The following is a 22002-nucleotide window of genomic DNA, read 5'->3' on the forward strand; positions in this document are numbered from 1 at the left end:
GTCCTCACGGGGGAAGCGACAAAAGAATTCGCCTCAGACTAACACTTCGCCTTGAGCGAATATTTAACTGACCGTGTCTTTCCTGATAACCTTCTCAGGAAGCGAGAGGTGAGAGTGGACGACGAACGCGAGACCCTGATTCGCCAGATCAGCGAGACCCAACGCGGCCTCGGACGACTCCTGGCCCAGGACCGCTCACCCCTGTTCGACTCCAACCTCACCATGCGGCAGCTCAAAGTCGTCATCCTCCTGTCATGCACAGGCTCCGCCTCAGGACAGGAACTCGCCGGCAACCTCGGCGTCGGCCTCGGCACCGTCACCGGCATCGTCGACAGACTCGTCGGCCACGGCCTCGTCACCCGCCACGAGGACCCCCACGACCGGCGCGTACGACGAGTCCAGCTCACCGACGCCGGCCGCACCCTCGTCGAAGAGCTCAACGACGCCGGGCTACGCAACTACCGGCGCATCATGGAGCGGCTCGACCTCGACTCCCTGCGCTCCCTGGCCGACATCACCGCCAAGATCGCCGCCATCGCGGCCGAACTCCCCTTCCCCCGCCACAACACCACCGCGGCCCGCTGAACCTCTCCAACACTCCCCCGTACCTCAGGGAACGTTGCAGGAAGAAACGACCGCGAGGACCGCACGAACACCATGAACACCGCCACGCCTGACGAGACGCAGCAGCGAGCCGACCTGACACCCGCCACCCCGGCCACCAGGGCGTCGCACGCCCCGTAAAAGCCCAGCTCGAAACCCGATAGCGCCGACGCCGCGACCCTGCGAGGATCACGTCGTCATGAGCCGCCCCCACACCTCCGAGATCCCCACCGGCCCCGTCGCCGTCCCCCGCATCGTCACCACCCTCGCCGGCGACGACACCATCACCCCCGTCTGGCGCAACGCACTCGGCGGCCTCACCTTCCGCCTCGACAACCCGAACGGCACCACCAGATATGCCAAATGGGTCGCCACCGGCACCCCCGAGATCGACCTGCCCGCCGAAGCCCGACGCCTGGCCTGGGCACAGCGATGGGCCACCGTCCCACCCGTCATCGACCACGGCACCAACCCCGACGGCGCCTGGCTCCTCACCGCCGCCGTCCCCGGCCAATCAGCCATCCAACCCCGATGGATCGCCGACCCCGCCACCGCCGCCGCAGCCATCGGCCGAGGACTACGACTCCTCCACGACGCCCTGCCCGTCGACGACTGCCCCTTCGACTGGAGCGTCCAACGACGACTCACCCGCGCCGACGAACGCCTCGCCAACGGCGAAGGCCCAGCCGACTGGTTCCCCGAACACCAACACCTCGACCCCGAACACGCCCGCGCACGCCTCGCCGAACCACCCCCGATCGACCACCTCGTCGTCTGCCACGGAGACGCCTGCGTCCCCAACACCCTGCTCCACCACGACGGCACCTTCGCCGCCCACGTCGACCTCGGCTCACTCGGCCTCGCCGACCGATGGGCCGACCTCGCCGTGGCGGCCTGGAGCGCCGAAGAGGACTACGGCCCCGGCTACGACGGCATCCTCTACGACGCCTACGGCATCGACCCCGACCCCGAACGCCTCGCCTACTACCGCCTGCTCTGGGACCTGGCCTGACCCGCCCTCACCCTCCCCAAAGGAAAAGGGAAGGACCAGCCATGCCGGCTACGACCACTCCTCAACGGCCTCCACTCACCCAGGACCAACCATGAACCCCCACGACACCCTCGCCCTCTTCGACGACCAGATGCGCCGCCACGCCCAACCCGACGACGCCCACGCCACCCTCCACCTCACCGACGGCGTCCTACGCCAGACCAGCACCCGCCAAGGCTGGAACGGCATCCTCTGGAGCGACCTCGACCACACCACCGCCGACACCGCCATCGCCAACCAGATCAGCCACTTCGCCGCACTCGGCCACGACTTCGAATGGAAGCTCTACGCCCACGACCAGCCCACCGACCTCGCCCAACGCCTCCTCGCCGCAGGCGCCACCCAAGAACCCACCGAAACGCTCATGGTCGCCACCATCAGCGACCTGCCCACCACCACCCCGCCACCCGACGGCATCCACCTGCACCCCGTCACCGACCCCGCAGGCGTCGACCTCATGATGCAGGTCCACCAGCAGGCCTTCGACACCACCGCCACCCACATCAAGCACCGCCTGCTCACCCAACTCGCCGAGGCACCCGACACCGTCGCCGCCGTCGTCGCCATGGCAGGCACCCGCCCCGTCAGCGCCGCCCGCCTCGACCTGCACCCCGGCACCCACTTCGCCAGCCTCTGGAGCGGCGGAACCGTACCCGACTGGCGCGGACGCGGCATCTACCGGGCCCTGGTCGCCTACCGCACGCGCATCGCCGCCGCCCACGGCTACCGATACCTGCAGGTCGACGCCTCCGACGACAGCCGCCCCATCCTGAGCCGCCTCGGCTTCACCGCGCTGACCACGACCACGCCGCACCTGTTTGTTGTTGAGGGTCTTTAGTCCACTAAGGATGGGCGACCGAAGGTCGCCCCGCCAACCGCCTTTACAAAGTAGATTTCAAGCGTCGGAGAACTTCGGGAAGCCGATCGGGACAGAGCACGGTCAATCGCCTGGTCGCCCGCGTCACCGCCACGTACAGGTCCCTGGCCGACTGCCGCAGGATCCCCTCGGGGTCCACCACGACCACCGAGTCGAACTCCAGCCCCTTGCACTGGGTCACCGTCAGCACCACCACCGGCGCGTCGAGGTCGTCACCGCCGGGCACCAGCGCCGCCACCCGCGTGTGCACGGCGTCAGAGGTCACCACCCCGACCCTGCCCTCCCCGATCTCGCGCCTCTCGGCCTCCACCAGCGACGGCACCTGCTCGGGCCCGCCCCGTACGGCAAGCGGCGCCGCCCCGCCCCGCCGTACCGACTCGGGCGGTTCGAGGAGGGAGTCGACGGCGCGCAGCACGTCGGCGGCCACCTCCATGATCTCCACCGGTGTGCGGTAGTTGACCAGCAGCCGCTCCTCCCGCCAGCGACCGGCCAGGTAGGGGTCCAGCATCTCGGCCCACGAGCGCGCCCCGGCCGCCGAGCCGGTCTGCGCCACGTCGCCCACCACCGTCAGCGACAGGGCAGGGACCCTGCGCATCACCACCCGCCAGGCCATCGGCGACAGCTCCTGGGCCTCGTCCACGATCACGTGCCCGTAGGCCCACGTGCGGTCGGCCGCCGCCCTGTCGGCCGTCGTCAGGGCCGCACCATCGTCGTCATGCCTGTGGGCCAGCGCCGACGCCACCATCACGCCCTCCTCGGCCAGGCCGGTGGAGACCAGCACCTCACCGGCGTACAGCTCGGCCTCCCGCCTGGCCTCACCCGCTCTGCGCGCCGCCGCCCTGCTCGCCGAGTCGTCCTCGCCCAGCAACTCGGCCGCCTCGTCCAGCAGCGGCACGTCGCCGACCGTCCACGGCGCGCTCGCCGGCCGTACCAGCGCCCGCCAGTCGAGGTCGCCCGCCACGGCGGACAACGTCTCGGGGCTCGACAGCAGCTCTGAGACCAGGCGCTGCGGCGTCAGCTCCGGCCACAGCGCCTCCAGCGCCGCGCGCACCTCGGGCAGATCCCACAGCCGCTCGGCCTCGTAGGCCAGCTCCTGCTCGGTGTAGGGCTCCTGCCTGCCGGGCAGCTCCTTCTCCAGCGCCGCCACCGCCTCTGCCGGCAGGAAGTTCTCCAGCGCGAGCGAGGCGTCCAGGCTCACCAGCAGGTCGCGCGCCAGCTCCCTCAGCATCTCGGTGACGAACAGCTTGCGGGCCATGTTGTGCGGCAGCCGTACCGCCCTGGCCCTGTCCCTGACGCGCGCGCACGTCTCGTGCGCGACCCTCGCCACACCCCCGTCGACCTCGATCTCCAGGTCGCCCTGCGGCACCCGCTGCCGCCGCCGTACGGCCTGCGCCACCACCCCGGCCATCCGCGCGTCGCCCTTGACCACCGCGGCGGCCGGCGGGTCGGCCGCGACGGCCCGCACACCGGGATACAGCTCCCCCACCGTGGCCATCACCACCTGCCTCTCACCCAGCGCAGGCAGCACCTGCTCGATGTAGCGCAGGAACATCGAGTTGGGCCCGACGACCAGCACGCCGCGCCGCTCCAGCGTGTCGCGGTGCGCGTACAGCAGGTAGGCCGCGCGGTGCAGCGCCGCCACCGTCTTGCCCGTGCCGGGGCCGCCCTGCACCACCAGCGCCCCCTGCAGGTCCGAGCGGATCACCCGGTCCTGCTCGGTCTGGATGGTGGCCACCACGTCACTCATCCGCCCGGTACGGCCCCGCCGCAGCGCCGCCATCAACGCCGCCTCGCCGACGAGGGAGCGCCTGTCGCTCTCGCTCATTCGCTCCAGGTCGAAAGCCTCGTCGTCGAGGCCGATGACGGTGCGCTCCCTCAGATGCAGGTGACGGCGGCGCACCAGCGTGCCGGGATCGCCCGGCGTGGCCACGTAGAACGGCCTGGCGGCAGGGGCCCGCCAGTCGATCAGCACCGACTCGTGCTCGTCGTCGCGCAGCCCGATGCGGCCGATGTAGGTGGTGACGCCGTCGGCGTCGTCGATCCTGCCGAAGCACAGCCCGCGCTCGACGCCCGACAGCTGCGCCAGCCTGCGCCACTGCTCCGCGGCGGCCACCTCCCGCTCGACCCTCCCCTGCACGTTGGCGACCGCTCCGCCGCGCCCGAAGACCTCGCCCAGCGCCTGCTCAGCCCGCCGTCTGGCCAGGTCGAGACGGTCGTAGAGCATGGTGACGCGCGCCTGCTCGGTCCTGATGGCCTCGGCAACCCCATCTTGACGAATCGACATGTGATTGATACCATCGGAGTGTGGAGGTTTAGCAGCCTCTTTTTGGCGTACCTAAGTTTTCTACTCTAGCATCGCCGGTCATCGCGCGCCCCCTTTCCGGATCCGTGCCCCTCGCTCTTGCTGACCTTCCTGGGCAGCGGGGACAGCGTCCCCGCGTGCGGCTCAGATCATCCGCCGCAGGGCGGTCTCCACGGCGTCGATGAGCGCATCGCCTTCGGTACCGGGGCGGCGGGCAAGACCGAGTTCGACGTCCGGCAGAGCGGGCAGCGCGGCCGCATCGTGGCAGGCCATGGCCGGCTCGAGGTTGGCGGGTATGAGCGCCGCGACCCCGAGCCCGGCCCGTAGCGCGGCGAGCACTCCGGCGAGACTGTTGCTTTCGAACGCCACCCGCCAGCGCCGCCCGGTGCCTTCCAGCGTTTCCAGCACCGACGTTCGCCAGGCGCACGTGTTGGAGAACAGCACCACCGGCAGCGGATCGGCGTCAACGGCGACACCAGGCCCGACCGCCCAGACCAGCGGCAGACGCACCGTCCAGCGCGGCGGCCAGGGAAGATCCGGGACCTCGTCGAGCACGAGCTGGACACGGCCGGTGTCGTAGGCCTCCCGCATCGCCGCGTTGGAAAGACTGAGCACCTCAAGCGTCGCGTCGGGGTGCAGCCGCGCGAGGTCGGCGAGCACCTGAGAAAGGCGGGAAGCGGCGAGATCCTCGAGAAGCCCCACGCCGCAATGCCCGGTGAGCGCACGCCCCGTTTCGGCGAGCGCCTGGGCCGACAACGCGAGAATGCGCTCGGCGTAGGGCAGCAGTTCCTCGCCCGCCCTGGTCGGCCAGACGCCGGACGGCGCCCGGTGCAGCAGCGGACTGCCGACGGCCCTCTCGAGCTTGCGCAGGTGCTGGCTGAGCGCGGGCTGGGTACGGCCGAGCGCGGCCGCCGCCCGGCTGATGCTGCCCGCTCGCACGGCGGTGACGAATGACCGCAGCAGTGCGGTCTCGAGATCAGCCATAAGCATTCATTATGCCCGGTCCAACAAATGAGCGACTTCCTATGGCAATACTGATGATTTAGCGTCAAACCGGTGATCAGATTTCGACAGGTGCTCGCGGTGCCGGGGATGACGCCGCTGTTGGGCATCTCGCTGCTCGTTCGTGCCGCGATCACGGCGGACGCGATGGCGCTGACGATGTACGTCGTGCTTGCCCTCGACATGAGTTACGCGGCGGCGGGAGCCGTGGTGGCGGCGCTCACCGCCGGTGTCGCGCTGGGCGGGCCGCTGCTGGGCCGGATGATCGACCGGCGGGGCCTGCGTACCGTGCTGCTGGCCACCGTTGCGCCGCAGATCGTGTTCTGGCTGACCGTGCCTGTGCAGCCGTACGTGATCTTGCTGGGTGCCTCCTTCGCCGCCGGTCTGCTGATGGTGCCGGTCCAATCGGTCACCAGGCAGGCGATCACCGCGATGACGACGACAGCGCAGCGGCGGGCGGCGTTCGCGCTGGACTCGGTGGCGGGCGAGCTGTCGTACATGGTGGGCCCGGCAGTGGTGATCCTTTGCGCGGCGAAGATGTCCCCCGGCGTGGTGGCATGGGGAGTGGGCGCCGCGATCGTCGCCGGCGGGGCAGGGATTGCCCTGCTCAACCCGCCGATGCGGGCCGAGGACGAGACGGACGGCGACGCGGCGGCCCGGCCCCGGCGCAGGGAGTGGCTGGGAGCGCGCATGGCGGCTGTCCTGACGATGGGGTTCGGCGTCGCGATGCTGCTCAGCGGCGTCGACCTGGCCATCGTCGCCACCCTCCAAGAAGCCGGTCAGGTCTCGTGGGCGGCCATGGTCATCGCCGTGTTCGGGGTGACGTCCGTCGCGGGTGGTCTGGTGTACGGAGCGCTGTCCCGGCCGATGCCCACCTGGCTGCTGCTCGGCCTGCTCGGGCTGGTGACGATTCCGGCCGGATTCGCCCATGACTGGCCTTGGCTGTGCGTGGCCGTCATCGGTTCCGGACTGCTGACCGCACCGACCCTCTCCACGGTCTCCGACGCGGTGAGCCGGCTGGCGCCGGCCGGTGTGCGAGGCGAGGCGACCGGCATGCAGGCCTCGGCGGCGAGCGCGGGGTTCGCGCTCGGCTCCCCGATCGTGGGCATGGCGATCGACGTGTCAGCGCCTGCGGGCGGCTTCGCGGCAGCCGGCCTGGCCGGCCTGCTCGCCGCACTGACGGGATACCTGCTCTCGCGCCGGTCACCTGCCGCCGCATCGTCTCCGTCGTCTTCAGCGCAGGCACTCGAGCCCTGCGACACCGTCGCGCCGGCCCCATGACGTGCGCCCGGTACGGCCATGGGCGTCCCGCGCCGGTGAACATCTCCTTCCTCGTCGTTCGAGAGTGATGCCGTCAGCGTTCGCGCAGGACCGCCACGCCGTCGCCCGACAGCTCGTCGTGGTAGCCGGCGCGCCCGGTCATCGCCATGATCAGCGCCAGCGTCGAACCGGTCACCGAGGGCCCGGAGCCGCTGGCGAACGGCCCGTCGTCGGCGGCCAGCCGCAGGCCGCGCACCCGCCCCTTGGCCAGGACGACCTGGTCGGAGCCCACGTAGTACTCGGCCAGGCGGGTGAGCGTGGCGATCGGGTGGTCGCGGCGGATGCCCAGAGGCCGGCGGATGTCCTCCCCGTGGACCACCGTCTCGCCCAGCATGGCCACCACGGGCAGCGGCGGCTTGGTCCTGCTCGTCACGGCCCTGCGGAACCTCTCCAGCGTCTCGGCCGGTGACGCCCCCAGCTGCTCGGCCAGCCGCATCGCCACCTGCCGGTCGAAGTCGAACCGGCAGCGCACCACCCCCGCCAGCCACCGCACGGGACCGAGGCGGGCGCCCGCGATCAGGTGGGCCAGCACCTCGCGCACGGACAGGCCCTCGCAGAGGGACGGCGTCGCCCACTGCCCGTCCGTCAGCGCCGCGAGATCGGCGGCCAGAGCCGCCCGCTCGGCGTGGATGAGCGCCCAAAGTTCGGAATCTGTCATGTCAGAGCACCTCCAGTCGTTGACAGGTAGGACTGCGGTCATGAGGCAGAATCGTCGCCTGTGACGGAGAACACCGATCTGGCTCAGGCCCGAGCGGGGGATGACGCGGCGTTCACCCGCCTCATCCAGCCGCTCCAGCGCGAGCTGCACGCCCACTGCTACCGCATGCTCGGCTCCGTCCACGACGCCGACGACGCCCTGCAGGAGGCGCTTGTCCGGGCCTGGCGTGGACTGCCCCGCTTCGAGGGCCGCTCGACCATGCGCTCCTGGCTCTACACGGTGGCCACCCGGACGTGCCTGGACCTGGTGAAGACCCGCGACAGGCGCGCCCTGCCCGTCGACCTCGGCCCGTCGAGCGACCACGCGGTGCTCGACGCCGCGCCGGTGACCGAGCAGCCATGGCTGGGCCCGTACCACGACGTCGGGCTGGACTACGAGCAGCGCGAGGCCGTCGAACTCGCCTTCGTCGCGGCACTGCAGCACCTGCCGGGCAACCAGCGTGCCGCCCTGCTGTTGTTCGACGTGCTGGGATTCTCCGCCGCCGAGATCGCCGCCATGATGGACGCCTCCACCACCTCCGTGAACTCCGCCCTGGCCCGGGCCCGCAGGGTCGTCGCCGACCGGGTCCCAGGCCCCAGCCAGCAGCCGACCCTGCGGACCCTCGGCGACGCCCGCGTCCGGGCCCTGGTCACGGACTTCGCCACCGCGCTGGAGCGCGGCGACGCCGACGCGCTGGTGGCGCTGCTCACCGCCGACGTCACCTGGTCGATGCCGCCTCTGGCGCAGTGGTACGGCGGGCTGCCGGCGGTCACCGACTTCGCGGTCGAGGTCCCGCTGACCCGGTGTCCCAGCTGGCGCCACCTGCCCACCACCGCCAACGGCCAGCCCGCCGTGGCCTTCTACCTGGGCCAGTCCGCCGAAGGGCCGCACGAGGCGTGGTCGATCACCGTCTTCGGGCTGCGCGGGGAGCGCATCGCCGAGATCACCTCGTTCCTCGGCCCCGACCACTTCCCCGCCTTCGGCCTGCCCTCCGAGCTCCCCTGACCCAGGTGCCTGACAGCCTGCCCCTTCCTGGCCGGCGCTGGTCGTGATCCATCGCGCGTAGTCCAGGAGCGGCGGCGGGACTCGGCATGGCCGGCACCTCGCATCCGGCCTTGATCAGTGTCACAAGGAGGACTAGCCTGATCGCCGTTGCTGCCGGACGGCGAGGCCGAGGCGATCGCGCCGCGCGGCAGGAGCCCCGACCACGACGAGCTGCTCGACCACACCGCCATGGAGTTTGGGACCGACTGACGATGAGCGCCGAAGAGGATTTCAAGCAGGTCGGCGCCGAGCTGGCCGACCTGGGTGTACGGATCTCCACGATGATGGGGAGCCCCGCGCTCAAGGATCAGGCGGGGAAGGTGTTCGCGAGCCTGCAGCGCGACGGCGCGATGGTGTTCCGGCTGGTCAGGGACACCCCCGAACACACCACCGCGCTCCAGCTGGCCGGGGCGTCCCTGTTCGACCCCTCGGGGCAGGGCAGGGCGATCAAGGACTGGGTGGTCGTGCCCCACTCCTCGGCCGAGAAGTGGACGGATCTGGCCGAGGCCGCCCTCAGCCGCCCACGCTGATCAGCAGGCCACCTCGACGGTGCGCCGGCGGGTGCCCGAGCCCGGCAGGAGGCGAACCATCGGGCGGGACGATCTGCCGACGTCATGGGGCAGGGAAGACAGCGATCGAATGGCCCCGGTCACCGACCGCAACTAGCGTGACCGGCATGGACATCACCATTCACACGACCTTCCTTCCGCATGACGACCCGGACGCCTCCCTGGCATTCTGGCGAGACGTCCTCGGCTTCGAGGTCCGCAACGACGTCGGAAGCGGCAAGATGCGCTGGATCACGGTCGGCCCCGTCGGCCAGCCCGGCACGTCCATCCTCCTCGGGCCGCCGGCCGCCGACCCCGGCATCACCGAGGACGAGCGCCGCACCATCGTCGAGATGATGGCCAAGGGCACCTACGGCTGGATCGTCCTTGCCACCGCCGACGTCGACGGCGCCTTCGAGCGGCTGGCGGCCGGCCACGCCGAGGTCGTCCAGGAGCCGACCGATCAGCCGTACGGGGTACGCGACTGCGCCTTCCGTGATCCCGCCGGCAACCTGATCCGCGTCCAAGAGCTCCGCTGAGCCGTCCGGCGATCTCATCGCCGACAGGGGCGCACGGGGTCAGTGGTCACCGTCTCCAGAACAGCAGGTGGGTGACCCCGCTGGGGCTCGGTACGGTCTCAAGGTGGAAGCGGTCGAGCAGGTCGGTGTGGCTCTCCCACAGTCGTTCACCTCGATGGAGGTCGACGGGCGCGACGGCGATGTGCATCGTGTCGACCAGGTCGGCCTCGATGAACGCGCGGACGGTGGCGACTCCGCCGCCGAGGCGCACGTCCCGGCCGTCGGCGGCCTGCTTCGCGCGTGCCAGCGCCTCGGCCGGTGACGCGTCGAGGAAATGGAAGGTGGTGTCAGCCAGGGTGAAGGACGGGCGTTCGTGGTGGGTGAGCACGAAGACCGGTGTCCGGAACGGCGGGGTCTCTCCCCACCATCCCTGCCACTCGTGGTTCTCCCAGGGACCACGCTGGGGGCCGAACTTGTTACGCCCCATGATCTCCGCTCCGATGTTGCGGGTGTGGTCGCGGGTCAGGTAGTCGTCCAGGCCGCGAGTGCCGTCCGGCTCGGTGCGGTTCACCCAGCTGGCGGTGGCACCCGCCCAGGACCACAGGGGAGCGGGGTCCGCGTGACCGAAGGGCCGGTCCAGGCTCTGCCCCTCGCCGGCGCCGAACCCATCCTGCGACACGTTGAAACACTGCACCCTCAACAACTGCGACATACGTCCTCCTCGGAAGTCGGCAAGCAACACGGAACGCCCAGGCCAGGCGTCCCTTCGGGGGGGTAGTCGGAACAGCGGGGAGATTCTTGCGGTCGGTACCGCAAGAATGCGGCACCGGCGTCGACTCCATGGTGAACGGCGCCTCAAGGGTGCCGCCCGACCATCGAAGGAGACGACATGAAGTTCTTGTTGATCATGCACAGCAACCCGCAGATCTGGGATGCGCTGACCGAGGAGGAGCGCAACGAGGTGATGAGCGGCCACGGCGCGTTCATGGAGACCGTCAAGAAGTCCGGGGAGATGATCGGCACCGTCGCGCTGGCCGACCCGTCGCAGAGCGCGGTGGTCAAGGTCAGGGGCGGCGTCCCGGCGGTGACGGACGGGCCCTACCTCGAGGCCAAGGAGTACCTCGGCGGCTACTACCTGGTGGAGTGCGACAGCAGGCAGCGTGCTCTGGAGCTGGCCGCGCTCATCCCGGACGCCGGCGTCGAGGGCCTGGGCATCGAGGTGCGGCCCGTGGTCTACGCAGGCACGGCGGACGACTGAGCACGCGGTGAAGTTCCTGCTGAATCTCTACCTGAACGCGGCGGACCCACCGGGGGAAGGGTTTGACCCTGAGGGCTTCCTGGCGGCGTCCGGGCAGGCAGGGGAGCTGATCAGTGCCCACGCCTTCGCCGACCCTTCCCTCAGCACCGCCGTGAGGGACAGGGACGGCGTGGTGGCAGTGACCGACGGCCCGTACCTACCGGCCTCGGAGCATGTGGCCGGCCAGTACGTGGTGGACTGCGAGAGCCGGGAGCGTGCCGTGGAACTGGCCACCCTGCTGTCGAGCGGTCACGCCTGCGGCGTGGAGGTGCGGCCACTGATGGACTCGGCCGGGATGGAGATGTGAGCGCGTCCGAACGCCTCGAGGACCTGCTGCGCGAACTGGCGCCGCAGGTCCTCGGCGTGCTCCTGCACCGGTACGGCGGGTTCGAGGAGTGCGAGGACGCGGTCCAGGAGGCGTTGCTCGCGGCCGCGATGCAGTGGCCCGCCGAGGGCGTCCCGGAAAGCCCGCGCTCCTGGCTGGTGACCGTCGCCTCCCGCCGCCTGATCGACCAGGTACGCAGCGAGCAGGCCCGCCGCCGGAGGGAGGCCACCGCGGCGGTACGGGAGGCGCCGGACGCCGGCCTCGCGCCGAACCCAGGCGACGAAGGCCCCCGCGACCACGACGACACCCTCACGCTGCTGTTCCTGTGCTGCCATCCGGCGCTGACGCCCGCCTCCCAGGTGGCGCTCACGCTGCGCGCCGTCGGCGGCCTCACCACCGCCGAGGTGGCGCGGGCATTCCTCATGCCGGAGGCCACCATGGCGCCGCGGATCAGCCGCGCCAAGCAACGGATCAAGGCCGTCGGCGCCTCGTTCGAGATGCCGAGCGCCCAGGAGTGGCCCGACCGGCTGGACGCCGTCCTGCAGGTGCTCTACCTGATCTTCAACGAGGGCTACACCGCCAGCTCAGGACCCGACCTGCACCGCGGCGAGCTCACCACAGAGGCGATCAGGCTCACCCGGATGGTGCACAGGTCCTTGCCGGATGACGGTGAGGTCGCCGGTCTCCTGTCGCTGATGCTGCTGACCGACGCCCGCCGCGCGGCCCGCACCGGCCCGGACGGCGCCCTCGTGCCACTGGCCGAGCAGGACAGGAACCTGTGGGACGCCGCCATGATCGAAGAGGGCACCGCGCTGGTCACCGCGAGCATGTCCGCCTCACCCCTCGGCCCTTACCAGCTCCAGGCGGCGATCGCCGCGCTGCACGTCCAGGCGCCGCGGGCCGCGGACACCGACTGGGAACAGATCCGCATTCTGTACGCAATCCTCACTCGGATCGCGCCGAACCCGATGGTCACGCTCAATCACGCCGTCGCGGTCGCGATGACCCGCGGGCCCCAGGCCGGCCTCGAACTGCTGGAAAGCCTGGACGGCGACCCCCGGCTCGCCCGTCACCACCGTCTCCACGCCGTGCGCGCCCACCTGCAGGAGCTGGCCGGCGAGTACGCTGCCGCACGCGAGAACTACCGGCTGGCGGCCCTGCGTACCACGAGCCTTCCCGAACAGCGCTACCTGCGGGCCAGGGCGGGCAAGCTGGAGCGATAGCAGCCGGCGAGGGCGCACCCGGTGGGCCGATGTCGAGAGGAAGCCTGCGGGCGCGCCGCCGCCTCGAGCGCCTCAAGCCCGAGCACGGAGACGGTCACCGGCGGCCTCTCAGCCACGCGGCGAAGGCGTCCAGCGCGGGCCCGGGGTCGCGGCGCCCGACACCGATGCGGAAGCGGTCGCCGGGTGTGGGCGTGAGCTCCGAACGGTAGATGCTCGAGGGAAGCAGCAGGACCCCTGCCTGCTCGACGAGCTCGGCGCAGAACCGCTCCACCCCGTCCGCGCCCAGGTAGCGGGGGTAGGCGACACAGCCGCCGTCAGGCGCCCGCCACTCGAACAGCTCCCCGAACTCGGCGAAGAACGCGTCGAAGGCGGGCAGGTTGGCGGCGATGACGGCACGGTTGCGCTCCAGGATGCGGTCGCGGGCCTTGACGGCGATCCTGGCCAGCACCTCGGACGGCGCCGCGTTGCAGATGGTCGTGTAGTGCTTGGCGCGTTCCAGTCGCGAGCGCACCTCCCTGTCGCGGCAGGCGATCCAGCCGAGCCTCAGCCCGGGCAGCCCCAGCGACTTGGAGGTCACGTTCAGCGACAGCGCCCGCTCCGACAGCTCCGCCGCCTGCGCAAGCGTGCGGGAGGGATCGAGTTCCAGGCCGCGGTAGACCTCGTCGCTGAACAGGTGGATGCCGCGCTCGTCGCACAGCTGTGCCAGGCGGGCGAAGTCGGCCGCGTCGACGAGCGTCCCCGTCGGGTTGTTGGGGAAGTTGACCGACAGCACGCGGGTGTTGGGGCGCAGCGCCGCGACGACCCGCTCCAGGTCCAGCGCCCAGTCGTCGTCCGGGTCCAGGGCCACGCCGCTGACCTCGCACAGCGACAGCGGGACGGTCTCGGCCGACTGGTAGTTGGGTGTGACGACCACGGCGTGGTCGGCCGGTCCGAGCAGGACGTGCATGGCCAGATAGAGGGCCTCCTGGGCGCCGGTGAAGCAGATCACGTCGTCGGCGTCGACATGGGCGTAGGTTTCGGCGATCGCCTGCCGGAGCGCGGGATCGCCGAAGGTCTCGGTGTAGCCGAACGACAGCGTCTCCCAGGCGTGCAGGTCCCCCGGGTCGGCCAGCGCGAGCAACTCGGACATGGTCATGGTCTGGGCGTCGGAGGCCGTCAGGTGGTGGCGGGCGGTGAACTCCCAGCGGGAGAAGTACGTCTCCAGCCGGAAGTCGGGCAGAAGGGTCACGAGTCGTTCCTTTGGGCTTTGAGCTCGGCGAGCAGGGCGTACAGGGTGGAGCGCGACACCTTGAGCGCGCCGGCGACGACCGGGGCGGCCCGCCGTACGGCGAACACTCCCGCCTGGTCGAGTTCGCTGAGGACGGCGAGCCGGTCCTCGCGTCCGAGGCGGTCGACGGGGCGGCCGCGTTCGCGCACGAACGAGCCGACGACCTGGTGCACCCGCTCGGTCCAGTCCTGTTCGAACAGCGCCTCGGGGCGTGGCTGCGAGGGCGCGGCGAACCCGGCCAGCACGGCGGCCGCCTGCTCCAGCGGGGTCCGGTCGAGGTTGACGCACAGCACGGCCGAGGGCCGCCCCTCCGCGTCCCTCAGCACCGCGCTGACCGAGGAGAGTCGCCGGCCGTCGGACAGCAGTTTCTGGTAGGGGCCGTAGACGTCATGCGCCGACGGCTCCAGCCGGTCCAGCTCGCCCAGCAGCGAGGGGTCGCCGGGCTCGCGCCTGCTCATCGGGTTCCACACGCCCAGCACGCGGTCGCTCGCGACATCGTGCAGCACGACCTCGGCGTACGGTCCGAGCAGCAGGGCGATCGCCTGGCACACCGGCGCCCAGGCCCGCACCCGCGGGTCGGCGCCATCCGCTGTCGTCTCCATGCCTGGACTATATGTCCAGACTGGATATTGAGTCCAGACAGTGCCGAAGGAGGACCCTGTCCCGGTGATCAGCGAGAACACCTTTCCGTGGCAGAGGCGCGAGGGCGGCCAGAGCCGAATTTGCCACTTTGGCAATGAACTTTGCCAAGCGGCGGGTCCTCGGCGGACCATCTGCGGTGAATGGAGGCACACATGAACGCACAGACCGAACAGACAGGTGACGGGCGGCGCTACGACGTCGTGGTGGTCGGCGGTGGCGCCGCAGGGCTCAGCGGCGCGCTCACCCTGGCCAGAGCGCGCCGCTCGGTCCTGGTGATCGACGCGGGACAGCCGCGCAACGCCCCGGCGGGGCACGTCCACGGCTACCTGGCGCGCGAGGGCGTCTCCCCCGCCGACCTGCTGGCCGCGGGCCGCGCGGAGGTGAGCGGCTACGGCGGCCGGATCGTCCAGGGCAGCGTCGTGGCGGCCGAGCGCGCGGGCGACGGCTTCCGCCTGCGGCTCGACAACGGCTCCTCCGTCGTGGCCGGCAGGCTGCTGGTGACCACCGGGCTGGTCGACGAGCTGCCCGACGTGCAGGGACTGGCCCAACGATGGGGCCGCGAGGTGCTGCACTGCCCCTACTGCCACGGCTGGGAGGTGCGCGACCAGGCCATCGGCGTCCTGGCCGACGGGCCGCTCGCCGTCCACCAGGCGTTGCTGTGGCGGCAGTGGAGCAGCGACGTGACCCTCTTCCTGCACACACAGGACGGCCTCGGCGACGACGAGCGCGAACAGCTGGCCGCGAGGGACATCGCCGTGGTCGAGGGAGCGGTCGCGGCGCTGGAGGTGAGCGACGACAGGCTCACCGGCCTCCGCCTGGCCGACGGCAGGGTGCTCCCGCTCGAGGCCGTCGTCGTGGCGCCGCGCATGACCGCCCGTGCCGACGTGCTGACCGGCCTCGGCCTGGAGCCCACCGACCTGGAGATGGGCGGCCACGTGGTCGGCAGCTATGTCGCCGCCGACCCCTCGGGAGCCACGGCGGTGCCGGGGGTGTGGGTGGCGGGCAACGTGGCCAACCTGACCGAGCAGGTCATCGGCGCGGCCGGCGCGGGAGTGCGCGCCGGCGCGGCCATCAACGCCGACCTGATCGACGAAGAGACCCGCCAGGCCGTCGCCTCCCGCCGGCAGCGCGCCCGCCACCCTGCCCACGACCGGCGGGACGTCACCGAGCAGGAGTTCTGGGACGGCCGTTACGCCGCCAGCGACAGGATCTGGAGCGGCGACCCCAACGCCGCCCTCGTGCGCGAGGCCGCGGACCTGGAGCCCGGCACCGCTCTCGACCTGGGCTGCGGCGAGGGCGGCGACGCCGTCTGGCTCGCCTCGAGGGGCTGGCGCGTGACGGCCACCGACATCTCCCGCGTCGCCCTCGAACGCGCCGCCGCGCACGCGAAGCAGGCCGGGGTCGCCGACCGGATCGACTGGCAGCAGCACGACCTCGGCGCGTCCTTCCCCGAGGGCTCCTTCGACCTCGTCTCCGCGCACTTCCTGCACTCGCCCGGCGACATGCCGCGCGAGAAGATCCTCAGGTTCGCCGCCGGGGCGGTCGCGCCGGGCGGCGTGCTCCTGATCGTCGGGCACGCGGGCTTCCCCTCGTGGGAGCCCGAGCCGCACCCGGCGGTGCACCTGCCCACCCCTCAGGAGGTCCTGGAGTCGCTGGAGCTGCCCGAAGGACAGTGGGAGGTCCAGCGCTGCGAGGAGTACGAGCGCGAGCAGACCGCCCCCGACGGCCGCCCCGGCACCCGTCTCGACAACATCCTCAGAGTCAGGCGGACGGCCTAGCCTGCGCGCCGAGGTCCAGCTCGAAGCCGTGGGCGGCCAGCTCGGTGAGGAAGTCGGCGGGCTCCACCAGCTGCTCGACGTGCCTGACCCCTGGCGGCATGCCGGGCAGCCTCCGTAGCAGCAGCGCGGCGGTCAGCCCGGTGGCGCGGCTCTGCAGGCGTCCGCTGAAGCCGGCCCTGACCTTCCCCGACCGTACGGTCACCGCGAACCCGTCACCCCCCAGGTGGATCCTGCCCAGCGCCGCCACGAGCGCCTCGCGCACCCTCGGGCGGCGCAGCAGGCGGCCCACGGCCGGGCCTCTGGCGGCGGCCAGCAGCGCGGTGGTCAGCCGCGAGTCGAGCGCCAGGCCGGTGGCGACCTGGCCGATCCCGAGGGTGCGCGGCAGCGTGTACTGGTCGGAGAAGGGGAAGCGGTGCACGACGCGCTCGCCGAACGGGGCGGGGAAGCGCATCGCCCATGAGCCCTCGAGCCTGCCGAGCCCGTCGAGGGTCCAGCGGATGGCCGAGGGGCCGTGCTGCTCACCCGAGCCGAGCAGCACACCGACGCGGGCCTGGCCGGTTCCCGAGCGCTCGACGCAGTGCCGTACCAGCAGGTTGGTGACGCCCGGGACCAGACCGACGCTCAGGACCGCCGTCGCGCCCCGCCGTACGGCCAGCTCGTCGAGCTCCTCGATCCCGGCGAGCACCGCGTGGGAGGCGCTGACGTCGAGGTAGTGCACCCCCCGCTCCAGGCAGGCGCGGGCGACGGCGGCGTTGTCGAGCTCGGCGCACATCAGGACCGCCTCGACGCCCTCCAGCGCCCCGGCCAGCCCGGCGGCGTCGGAGGCGTCCACGCGCATGGCGGTCGTGCCCGGCACCGGCCGGGCCGCCGAAGGGTCGCGCCCCGCCACGATCACGGACCTGCCGGGACCGTCCCGCACCAGCGCCGCCGCCGCCTGCCTGCCGACGGCCCCGTATCCACCGAGGACGAGGATCGCGCCCATGACTCCCCCAAGTTTTTGTAGTGACGCTACAGTAATGTGATGAGCGCATCCAAGCCGGACGGCAGGACCGCGCGGGCCAGGGCCACCCGCGCCCGCGTCACGGCCGCCGCCACGGAGCTGTTCGTGGCCGCCGGATATGGCGCCACCAGCGTCAACGCCATCGCCGCCAGGGCCGGGGTGGGCGAGCAGACCGTCTACTACGCCTTCGGTGCCAAACGCGCCGTGCTCACCGCCGCGCTCGATGTGGCCGTCGCGGGCGACGACGAGCCGATCCCCACGCTCGAACGCCCGTGGGTGCGCGAGGCGCTGGCCGAGCCCGACCCTGTCGAGCAGATCAGACGGCAGGTCGAGGGCGCGGGAGCGATCCATCTGCGGGCCGCCGCGCTGCTGGACGTGGTGCGCAGCGCCGCGGCCTCCGACCCCGACCTGGCCGAGGTGTGGGCCGACAACGTGGACCGGCGCCTGACCGTGCAGCGGGTCTTCGCCGAGGCGCTGGCCGCCAAGGGGGCGCTGCGCGAGGAGCTCACCGTCGAGGACGCCGCCGACATCGCCCTCGCGTCGCTGGCCCCCGAGACCTACAACCTGCTCGTCACCGGCCGCGGCTGGCCGCACGCCAGATGGCAGAGGTGGACCACCGGCGCCCTTGTCCACCACCTCACCACGCGAGCCTGTCGAAACGGCGTGAGCGCGTTCGTATAGAGACTGAGGAGAGGGAAACCACCCAGGAGGACCCGATGAAGAAGTACCTGCTCAGCATCTACCAGCCCGACGGCGACCCACCCCCGCCCGAGGTGCTCGGTCCCATCATGCGCGAGGTCGAGGCGTTCGAGAGCGAGCTCAGGCAGGCGGGCGCGTGGGTCTTCACCGGCCGCCTGCACCCGGCGGACACCGCGACCGTGCTGCGGCCCGACGCCGGCGGCGTGCTGATGACCGACGGGCCGTTCGTCGAGGGCAAGGAGCACATCGGCGGGTTCGTCGTCATCCAGGCGCCCGACCTCGACGCCGCCCTCGACTGGGCCCGCAGGGCCACCCTGGCCTCCACCCTGCCCATCGAAGTCCGGCCGCTGCACGACTGAGATGTCGCAGCTCGAAGGTGTATTCCGCGAGGAGTACGGCCGCGCCGTCGCCGTCCTGGTCCGTGCCTTCGGCGACATCGACCTGGCCGAGGACGCCGTCCAGGACGCCTTCGCCGAGGCCACCAGGCGCTGGCCGTCGGCGGGAACGCCGCCGAGCCCCGCGGGCTGGATCATCACCACCGCCCGCAACAGGGCCATCGACAGACTGCGCCGTGAGTCCACACGCGACGAGCGCCACGCCCAGGCCGCCCTCATGACGGCCACCGGCGAACCAGACCAGGTGGAGGGGCCCGTGCACGACGACAGGCTGCGCCTGATCTTCACCTGCTGCCACCCCTCGCTGTCCACCGCCGCCCAGGTCGCGCTGACCCTGCGCCTGCTGGGCGGCCTGACCACCGCCGAGATCGCCAGGGCCTTCCTGGTGCCCGAACCGACGATGGCCCAGCGGCTGGTCCGGGCCAAGGGCAAGATCCGCGACGCGCGCATCCCCTACCGGATCCCGCGCGAGGCCGACCTGCCCGACCGGCTGCGCGCGGTGCTGTCGGTGCTCTACCTCATCTTCAACGAGGGGTACGCCGCCAGCGCGGGAGACCGGCTGGTGCGCGAGGAGCTGTGCGCCGAGGCCATCCGGCTGGGCCGCCTGCTGGCCGAGCTCATGCCCGACGAGCCCGAGGTGTGGGGGCTGCTGGCCCTCATGCTCCTGCTGCAGTCGCGCCGCGCCGCCCGCACCACACCCGACGGACGGCTGGTGCCGCTGGCCGGGCAGGACAGAGCCCTCTGGGACCACGACCTGATCGCCGAAGGCCACCGGATCGTACGGTGGTGCCTGCGGCGCGACCAGCCGGGGCCGTACCAGATCCAGGCGGCGATCAACGCCGTGCACAGCGACGGCCCGCCCACCGACTGGCGGCAGATCCTCGCCCTGTACGACCAGCTCCTGCTGTCCACGCCCACGCCGATCGTCGCCCTCAACAGGGCGGTCGCCGTGGCCGAGGTCGAAGCCCCCGCCGTCGCGCTGGAACTCGTCGACGACCTCGACCTCGGCGGCTTCCACCTCTTCCACGCCATCCGCGCCGACCTGCTGCGCCGCACGGGCCGCGACGCGGAGGCGCTGCGGGCGTACACGGCGGCGATCGAGCTCACCACCAACGCGGCCGAGCGCGCCTTCCTGCGCACCAGGGCCGAGGCCATCGCCCGATAGCCGGCGGGGGCCGCCTGCGGTGGACGGGCCTCACTCCGGCATGTCGCACTGGTGCGCGATCGCCTCGCGTACCAGGCCGGCGACCGCCCCGGCCTGCCGCATCGCCGCATCGGCCGGCACCTCGCGCAGGTGGCGTCCCGCGCCGAGCAGGAGGTCGTGGGGGTCCTCCAGCAGCGCGCCCTTGTGGAAGATCAGCTTCACCCCCTTCTTCGTCGCGGCGATGCCGCACAACCAGTGGTGCCAGTTCCCCTCGACGGTGAACGTCAGCCGCCCCCACTTGATCGACTGCTCCAGCCGGGGGTCGGCCTCCCGAACCACCTGGGCGAGCTCCTCCACCCGGCCACGCAGCGGCGCGTCCAAGCCGTCGAGCCACTCGCGAACGTCCTGTGTCTCGGCCATGCGCCCATGGTCGCACGCCTCCTTGACAAGAAAAATTGTCGGTGGGAGAGTGGAGCCATGTTCGACGTGACGGTGATCGAGGACCCGGCAGCCGCCGAGGCATCGCTGGACCCGATCAGGGCCAGACTCCTGGCCGAGCTCTCCCAGCCCGGCTCGGCCACCATGCTGGCCGCCAAGGTCGGCCTCCCCCGGCAGAAAATCAACTACCACCTCAAGACCCTCGAACGGCACGGCCTGGTCGAGCTCGTCGAGGAACGCAGGAAGGGCAACGTCACCGAGCGCGTCATGCGCGCCACCGCCTCCTCCTACGTCATCTCCCCCCGCGCCATGGCAGGCGTCGCCCCAGACCCCAGCCGCGCCCCCGACCGGCTGTCGGCCCGCTGGCTGCTGGCCATCGCCGCCAGACTCGTCAGCGACGTCGGCACCCTCATCACCGGCGCCGCCAAGGCCCGCAAACGCGTCGCCACCTTCGCCATCGACGGCCAGGTCCGCTTCGCCAGCGCCGCCGACCGCGCCGCCTTCGCCGAGGAGCTCGCCACCGCCGTCACCACCCTCGTCAGCAAATACCACGACGACACCGCCGAAGGCGGCCGCACCCACCGCGTCATCCTCGCCGTCCACCCCACCGTCGACCCCGACACCCAGGAGTCATGACATGTCGCACGAGTTCGAGCTCCACCACGAACTCTCCGTCGAGGCGAGCCCCGAGCAGGTCTGGGAGGCCATCGCCACAGGACCCGGCATCGACTCCTGGTTCATGGGCCGCACCCAGGTCGAAGAGGGCGTCATCCGCACCGCCTTCGGCGGCTACACCCCCCAGAACACCGTCACCGCCTGGGAGCCCGGCAAGCGACTGGCCGCCACCAGCGAACCCGCCGACGACGGCCGCTTCGTCGCCTACGAGTTCCTCATCGAGGGCCGCGCCGCCGGCAGCACCGTCGTCCGCGTCGTCACCAGCGGCTTCCTGCCGGGCGACGACTGGGAGACCGAGTTCGAGGCCATGAGCACAGGACTGGCCCTGTTCTACGCCACCCTCACCGAATACCTCACCCACTTCGCCGGCCATACGGCCGTGCCCGTCACCGCCCACGGACCAGCGGACTTCGACGACCTGCGCACCACCCTCGGACGGCCCGCCACCGGCGACACCCTCACCCTCACCCCGCCGGGACAGCAGCCGACCGAAGGCGTCGTCTACTTCACCAACTCCCAGACCATCGGCATCCGCACCCGCGACGCGATGTACCGATTCGTCAACGGATTCGGCGGCGGCACCTTCGCCCAGCACCACCTGTTCACCCCCGGCGCCGACCCCGACGAGGCCGACCGCGCCTGGACGGCCTGGCTGGCCGACCACACCTCCTGACCCACCCCTCCCCCGCGCGGACGCCCCCGGCGCGGGGGAGCACCCCTCACCCTCCCCGGAGCCCCTCATGAACACGGTCATGTCCGCCGACGGCACCGCCATCGCCTACGACCGCAGGGGCAGCGGCCCCGCGCTCATCCTCGTCGACGGCGCCATGTGCTGGCGCGCCCAAGGCCCCAGCGGCCCCCTCGCCGACCTGCTCGAACAGCACTTCACCGTCCACACCTACGACCGAAGGGGCAGGGGCGACAGCCGCGACGCCACCACCTACCAGGTCGAGCGCGAGATCGAGGACCTGCGCGCCCTCATCGACGAGGCCGGCGGCGCCGCGCACGTCTACGGCATCTCCTCCGGCGCCGCCCTCGCCCTCGAAGCCGCCAACGCCGGCCTCCCCATCACCAGCCTCGCGCTCTACGAGCCGCCCTTCATCGTCGACGGCACCCGCCCACCAAGTCGGATCGTAGCCATGTCGTTCTGTGAGCCA

The 22002-nt window shown here is 71.6% G+C and carries 24 protein-coding genes; 16 read left to right on the plus strand and 8 right to left on the minus strand.

Features of this window, described 5'->3' with window-relative positions:
* Nucleotides 1–108: 108 nt before the first annotated feature.
* The 3 genes from ABFX50_RS38410 (at nucleotide 109) to ABFX50_RS38420 (ending at nucleotide 2492) form a co-directional block, all read left to right on the plus strand.
* On the plus strand, nucleotides 109–585 hold the full coding sequence (locus tag ABFX50_RS38410) for a MarR family winged helix-turn-helix transcriptional regulator (RefSeq protein ID WP_346153620.1): 477 nt from the start codon (nucleotides 109–111) through the stop codon (nucleotides 583–585).
* A gap of 217 nt (nucleotides 586–802) precedes the next feature.
* Nucleotides 803–1615 carry an aminoglycoside 3'-phosphotransferase gene (locus ABFX50_RS38415; protein ID WP_346153622.1) on the plus strand — a complete coding sequence of 271 codons (813 nt, stop codon included), beginning with the start codon at nucleotides 803–805 and terminating at the stop codon, nucleotides 1613–1615.
* 91 nt (nucleotides 1616–1706) lie between these two features.
* On the plus strand, nucleotides 1707–2492 hold the full coding sequence (locus tag ABFX50_RS38420; protein ID WP_346153623.1) for a GNAT family N-acetyltransferase: 786 nt from the start codon (nucleotides 1707–1709) through the stop codon (nucleotides 2490–2492).
* Between the two features lie 43 nt (nucleotides 2493–2535).
* Here ABFX50_RS38420 and ABFX50_RS38425 read toward each other — a convergent pair whose 3' ends face one another.
* Together ABFX50_RS38425 and ABFX50_RS38430 are read right to left on the minus strand one after the other, a co-directional pair.
* Nucleotides 2536–4815, minus strand: a complete 2280-nt coding sequence (locus ABFX50_RS38425; RefSeq protein ID WP_346153625.1) for a HelD family protein — start codon at nucleotides 4813–4815, stop codon at nucleotides 2536–2538.
* A 162-nt stretch (nucleotides 4816–4977) separates the two neighbouring features.
* Nucleotides 4978–5817, minus strand: a complete 840-nt coding sequence (locus ABFX50_RS38430; protein WP_346153627.1) for a LysR family transcriptional regulator — start codon at nucleotides 5815–5817, stop codon at nucleotides 4978–4980.
* A gap of 72 nt (nucleotides 5818–5889) precedes the next feature.
* Between ABFX50_RS38430 and ABFX50_RS38435 the strand changes: the two genes are divergently transcribed.
* Nucleotides 5890–7116, plus strand: a complete 1227-nt coding sequence (locus tag ABFX50_RS38435) for an MFS transporter (RefSeq protein ID WP_346153629.1) — start codon at nucleotides 5890–5892, stop codon at nucleotides 7114–7116.
* A 73-nt stretch (nucleotides 7117–7189) separates the two neighbouring features.
* On the opposite strand, the gene ABFX50_RS38440 is transcribed toward ABFX50_RS38435, so the two are convergent.
* Entirely contained in the window at nucleotides 7190–7813 is a 624-nt protein-coding gene (locus tag ABFX50_RS38440; RefSeq protein ID WP_346153631.1) for a maleylpyruvate isomerase family mycothiol-dependent enzyme, read from the minus strand.
* 60 nt (nucleotides 7814–7873) lie between these two features.
* Here ABFX50_RS38440 and ABFX50_RS38445 point away from each other — a divergent pair, with 60 nt between their 5' ends.
* The 3 genes from ABFX50_RS38445 (at nucleotide 7874) to ABFX50_RS38455 (ending at nucleotide 9983) form a co-directional block, all read left to right on the plus strand.
* Nucleotides 7874–8857 carry a sigma-70 family RNA polymerase sigma factor gene (locus ABFX50_RS38445; protein WP_346153633.1) on the plus strand — a complete coding sequence of 328 codons (984 nt, stop codon included), beginning with the start codon at nucleotides 7874–7876 and terminating at the stop codon, nucleotides 8855–8857.
* A 251-nt stretch (nucleotides 8858–9108) separates the two neighbouring features.
* Complete coding sequence (locus tag ABFX50_RS38450) at nucleotides 9109–9426, plus strand: hypothetical protein (protein ID WP_346153635.1); 318 nt, start codon at nucleotides 9109–9111, stop codon at nucleotides 9424–9426.
* A gap of 146 nt (nucleotides 9427–9572) precedes the next feature.
* A complete protein-coding gene (locus ABFX50_RS38455) occupies nucleotides 9573–9983 on the plus strand; it encodes a VOC family protein (RefSeq protein ID WP_346153636.1) in 411 nt (136 codons plus the stop codon).
* Nucleotides 9984–10029: 46 nt separating this feature from the next.
* Here ABFX50_RS38455 and ABFX50_RS38460 read toward each other — a convergent pair whose 3' ends face one another.
* Nucleotides 10030–10674 carry a dihydrofolate reductase family protein gene (locus ABFX50_RS38460; protein ID WP_346153638.1) on the minus strand — a complete coding sequence of 215 codons (645 nt, stop codon included), beginning with the start codon at nucleotides 10672–10674 and terminating at the stop codon, nucleotides 10030–10032.
* Nucleotides 10675–10851: 177 nt separating this feature from the next.
* On the opposite strand from ABFX50_RS38460, the gene ABFX50_RS38465 reads away from it, so the two are divergent.
* From ABFX50_RS38465 to ABFX50_RS38475, 3 genes are read left to right on the plus strand one after another with little or no spacing between them, the layout of a single operon-like run.
* Nucleotides 10852–11220 (plus strand): YciI family protein, encoded by a 369-nt coding sequence (locus tag ABFX50_RS38465; protein WP_346153640.1) that lies wholly within the window; start codon nucleotides 10852–10854, stop codon nucleotides 11218–11220.
* Between the two features lie 7 nt (nucleotides 11221–11227).
* Nucleotides 11228–11566, plus strand: a complete 339-nt coding sequence (locus tag ABFX50_RS38470; protein WP_346153642.1) for a YciI family protein — start codon at nucleotides 11228–11230, stop codon at nucleotides 11564–11566.
* On the plus strand, nucleotides 11563–12807 hold the full coding sequence (locus tag ABFX50_RS38475; protein WP_346153644.1) for an RNA polymerase sigma factor: 1245 nt from the start codon (nucleotides 11563–11565) through the stop codon (nucleotides 12805–12807). Before ABFX50_RS38470 ends, ABFX50_RS38475 begins: the two co-directional genes overlap by 4 nt.
* Before the next feature lie 94 nt (nucleotides 12808–12901).
* Here ABFX50_RS38475 and ABFX50_RS38480 read toward each other — a convergent pair whose 3' ends face one another.
* Nucleotides 12902–14035 carry an aminotransferase class I/II-fold pyridoxal phosphate-dependent enzyme gene (locus ABFX50_RS38480; RefSeq protein WP_346153646.1) on the minus strand — a complete coding sequence of 378 codons (1134 nt, stop codon included), beginning with the start codon at nucleotides 14033–14035 and terminating at the stop codon, nucleotides 12902–12904.
* Nucleotides 14032–14676: a helix-turn-helix transcriptional regulator gene (locus ABFX50_RS38485; protein ID WP_183643791.1), complete on the minus strand. Its 645-nt coding sequence runs from the start codon at nucleotides 14674–14676 to the stop codon at nucleotides 14032–14034. Before ABFX50_RS38485 ends, ABFX50_RS38480 begins: the two co-directional genes overlap by 4 nt.
* Nucleotides 14677–14868: 192 nt before the next feature.
* On the opposite strand from ABFX50_RS38485, the gene ABFX50_RS38490 reads away from it, so the two are divergent.
* Nucleotides 14869–16494, plus strand: coding sequence for an FAD-dependent oxidoreductase (locus tag ABFX50_RS38490; protein ID WP_346153648.1), 1626 nt, complete (start codon nucleotides 14869–14871; stop codon nucleotides 16492–16494).
* On the opposite strand, the gene ABFX50_RS38495 is transcribed toward ABFX50_RS38490, so the two are convergent.
* Complete coding sequence (locus ABFX50_RS38495; protein WP_346153650.1) at nucleotides 16478–17476, minus strand: saccharopine dehydrogenase NADP-binding domain-containing protein; 999 nt, start codon at nucleotides 17474–17476, stop codon at nucleotides 16478–16480. The two genes, ABFX50_RS38490 and ABFX50_RS38495, sit on opposite strands and share 17 nt — an antisense overlap.
* Before the next feature lie 39 nt (nucleotides 17477–17515).
* Here ABFX50_RS38495 and ABFX50_RS38500 point away from each other — a divergent pair, with 39 nt between their 5' ends.
* Genes ABFX50_RS38500 through ABFX50_RS38510 form a run of 3 tightly spaced genes read left to right on the plus strand, consistent with a single transcriptional unit; the run spans nucleotide 17516 to nucleotide 19753 of the window.
* Nucleotides 17516–18175, plus strand: a complete 660-nt coding sequence (locus ABFX50_RS38500; RefSeq protein WP_346153652.1) for a TetR/AcrR family transcriptional regulator — start codon at nucleotides 17516–17518, stop codon at nucleotides 18173–18175.
* A 35-nt stretch (nucleotides 18176–18210) separates the two neighbouring features.
* Nucleotides 18211–18552: a YciI family protein gene (locus tag ABFX50_RS38505; RefSeq protein WP_346153653.1), complete on the plus strand. Its 342-nt coding sequence runs from the start codon at nucleotides 18211–18213 to the stop codon at nucleotides 18550–18552.
* Between the two features lies 1 nt (nucleotide 18553).
* Nucleotides 18554–19753: an RNA polymerase sigma factor gene (locus tag ABFX50_RS38510; RefSeq protein ID WP_346153654.1), complete on the plus strand. Its 1200-nt coding sequence runs from the start codon at nucleotides 18554–18556 to the stop codon at nucleotides 19751–19753.
* Between the two features lie 30 nt (nucleotides 19754–19783).
* Here ABFX50_RS38510 and ABFX50_RS38515 read toward each other — a convergent pair whose 3' ends face one another.
* A complete protein-coding gene (locus ABFX50_RS38515; RefSeq protein WP_346153655.1) occupies nucleotides 19784–20152 on the minus strand; it encodes a DUF1801 domain-containing protein in 369 nt (122 codons plus the stop codon).
* A 57-nt stretch (nucleotides 20153–20209) separates the two neighbouring features.
* On the opposite strand from ABFX50_RS38515, the gene ABFX50_RS38520 reads away from it, so the two are divergent.
* Nucleotides 20210–20806, plus strand: a complete 597-nt coding sequence (locus ABFX50_RS38520) for an ArsR/SmtB family transcription factor (RefSeq protein ID WP_346153657.1) — start codon at nucleotides 20210–20212, stop codon at nucleotides 20804–20806.
* Nucleotide 20807: 1 nt separating this feature from the next.
* On the plus strand, nucleotides 20808–21518 hold the full coding sequence (locus tag ABFX50_RS38525) for an SRPBCC family protein (protein ID WP_346153659.1): 711 nt from the start codon (nucleotides 20808–20810) through the stop codon (nucleotides 21516–21518).
* The last annotated feature ends 484 nt before the right edge of the window (nucleotides 21519–22002 follow it).

This window comes from Nonomuraea recticatena (assembly GCF_039533245.1).
Lineage (GTDB): Bacteria > Actinomycetota > Actinomycetes > Streptosporangiales > Streptosporangiaceae > Nonomuraea > Nonomuraea roseola.

What these genes read in the sequence shown, in the direction of transcription:
- ABFX50_RS38495 (WP_346153650.1), bottom strand. Translation starts at nt 17,476, where the DNA reads ATGGGCGCGATCCTCGTCCTCGGTGGATACGGGGCCGTCGGCAGGCAG.
- ABFX50_RS38490 (WP_346153648.1), top strand. Translation starts at nt 14,869, where the DNA reads ATGAACGCACAGACCGAACAGACAGGTGACGGGCGGCGCTACGACGTC.
- ABFX50_RS38510 (WP_346153654.1), top strand. Translation starts at nt 18,554, where the DNA reads ATGTCGCAGCTCGAAGGTGTATTCCGCGAGGAGTACGGCCGCGCCGTC.
- ABFX50_RS38430 (WP_346153627.1), bottom strand. Translation starts at nt 5,817, where the DNA reads ATGGCTGATCTCGAGACCGCACTGCTGCGGTCATTCGTCACCGCCGTG.
- ABFX50_RS38515 (WP_346153655.1), bottom strand. Translation starts at nt 20,152, where the DNA reads ATGGCCGAGACACAGGACGTTCGCGAGTGGCTCGACGGCTTGGACGCG.
- ABFX50_RS38460 (WP_346153638.1), bottom strand. Translation starts at nt 10,674, where the DNA reads ATGTCGCAGTTGTTGAGGGTGCAGTGTTTCAACGTGTCGCAGGATGGG.
- ABFX50_RS38525 (WP_346153659.1), top strand. Translation starts at nt 20,808, where the DNA reads ATGTCGCACGAGTTCGAGCTCCACCACGAACTCTCCGTCGAGGCGAGC.
- ABFX50_RS38505 (WP_346153653.1), top strand. Translation starts at nt 18,211, where the DNA reads ATGAAGAAGTACCTGCTCAGCATCTACCAGCCCGACGGCGACCCACCC.
- ABFX50_RS38415 (WP_346153622.1), top strand. Translation starts at nt 803, where the DNA reads ATGAGCCGCCCCCACACCTCCGAGATCCCCACCGGCCCCGTCGCCGTC.
- ABFX50_RS38520 (WP_346153657.1), top strand. Translation starts at nt 20,210, where the DNA reads ATGTTCGACGTGACGGTGATCGAGGACCCGGCAGCCGCCGAGGCATCG.
- ABFX50_RS38450 (WP_346153635.1), top strand. Translation starts at nt 9,109, where the DNA reads ATGAGCGCCGAAGAGGATTTCAAGCAGGTCGGCGCCGAGCTGGCCGAC.
- ABFX50_RS38500 (WP_346153652.1), top strand. Translation starts at nt 17,516, where the DNA reads ATGAGCGCATCCAAGCCGGACGGCAGGACCGCGCGGGCCAGGGCCACC.
- ABFX50_RS38440 (WP_346153631.1), bottom strand. Translation starts at nt 7,813, where the DNA reads ATGACAGATTCCGAACTTTGGGCGCTCATCCACGCCGAGCGGGCGGCT.
- ABFX50_RS38455 (WP_346153636.1), top strand. Translation starts at nt 9,573, where the DNA reads ATGGACATCACCATTCACACGACCTTCCTTCCGCATGACGACCCGGAC.
- ABFX50_RS38485 (WP_183643791.1), bottom strand. Translation starts at nt 14,676, where the DNA reads ATGGAGACGACAGCGGATGGCGCCGACCCGCGGGTGCGGGCCTGGGCG.
- ABFX50_RS38465 (WP_346153640.1), top strand. Translation starts at nt 10,852, where the DNA reads ATGAAGTTCTTGTTGATCATGCACAGCAACCCGCAGATCTGGGATGCG.
- ABFX50_RS38425 (WP_346153625.1), bottom strand. Translation starts at nt 4,815, where the DNA reads ATGTCGATTCGTCAAGATGGGGTTGCCGAGGCCATCAGGACCGAGCAG.
- ABFX50_RS38420 (WP_346153623.1), top strand. Translation starts at nt 1,707, where the DNA reads ATGAACCCCCACGACACCCTCGCCCTCTTCGACGACCAGATGCGCCGC.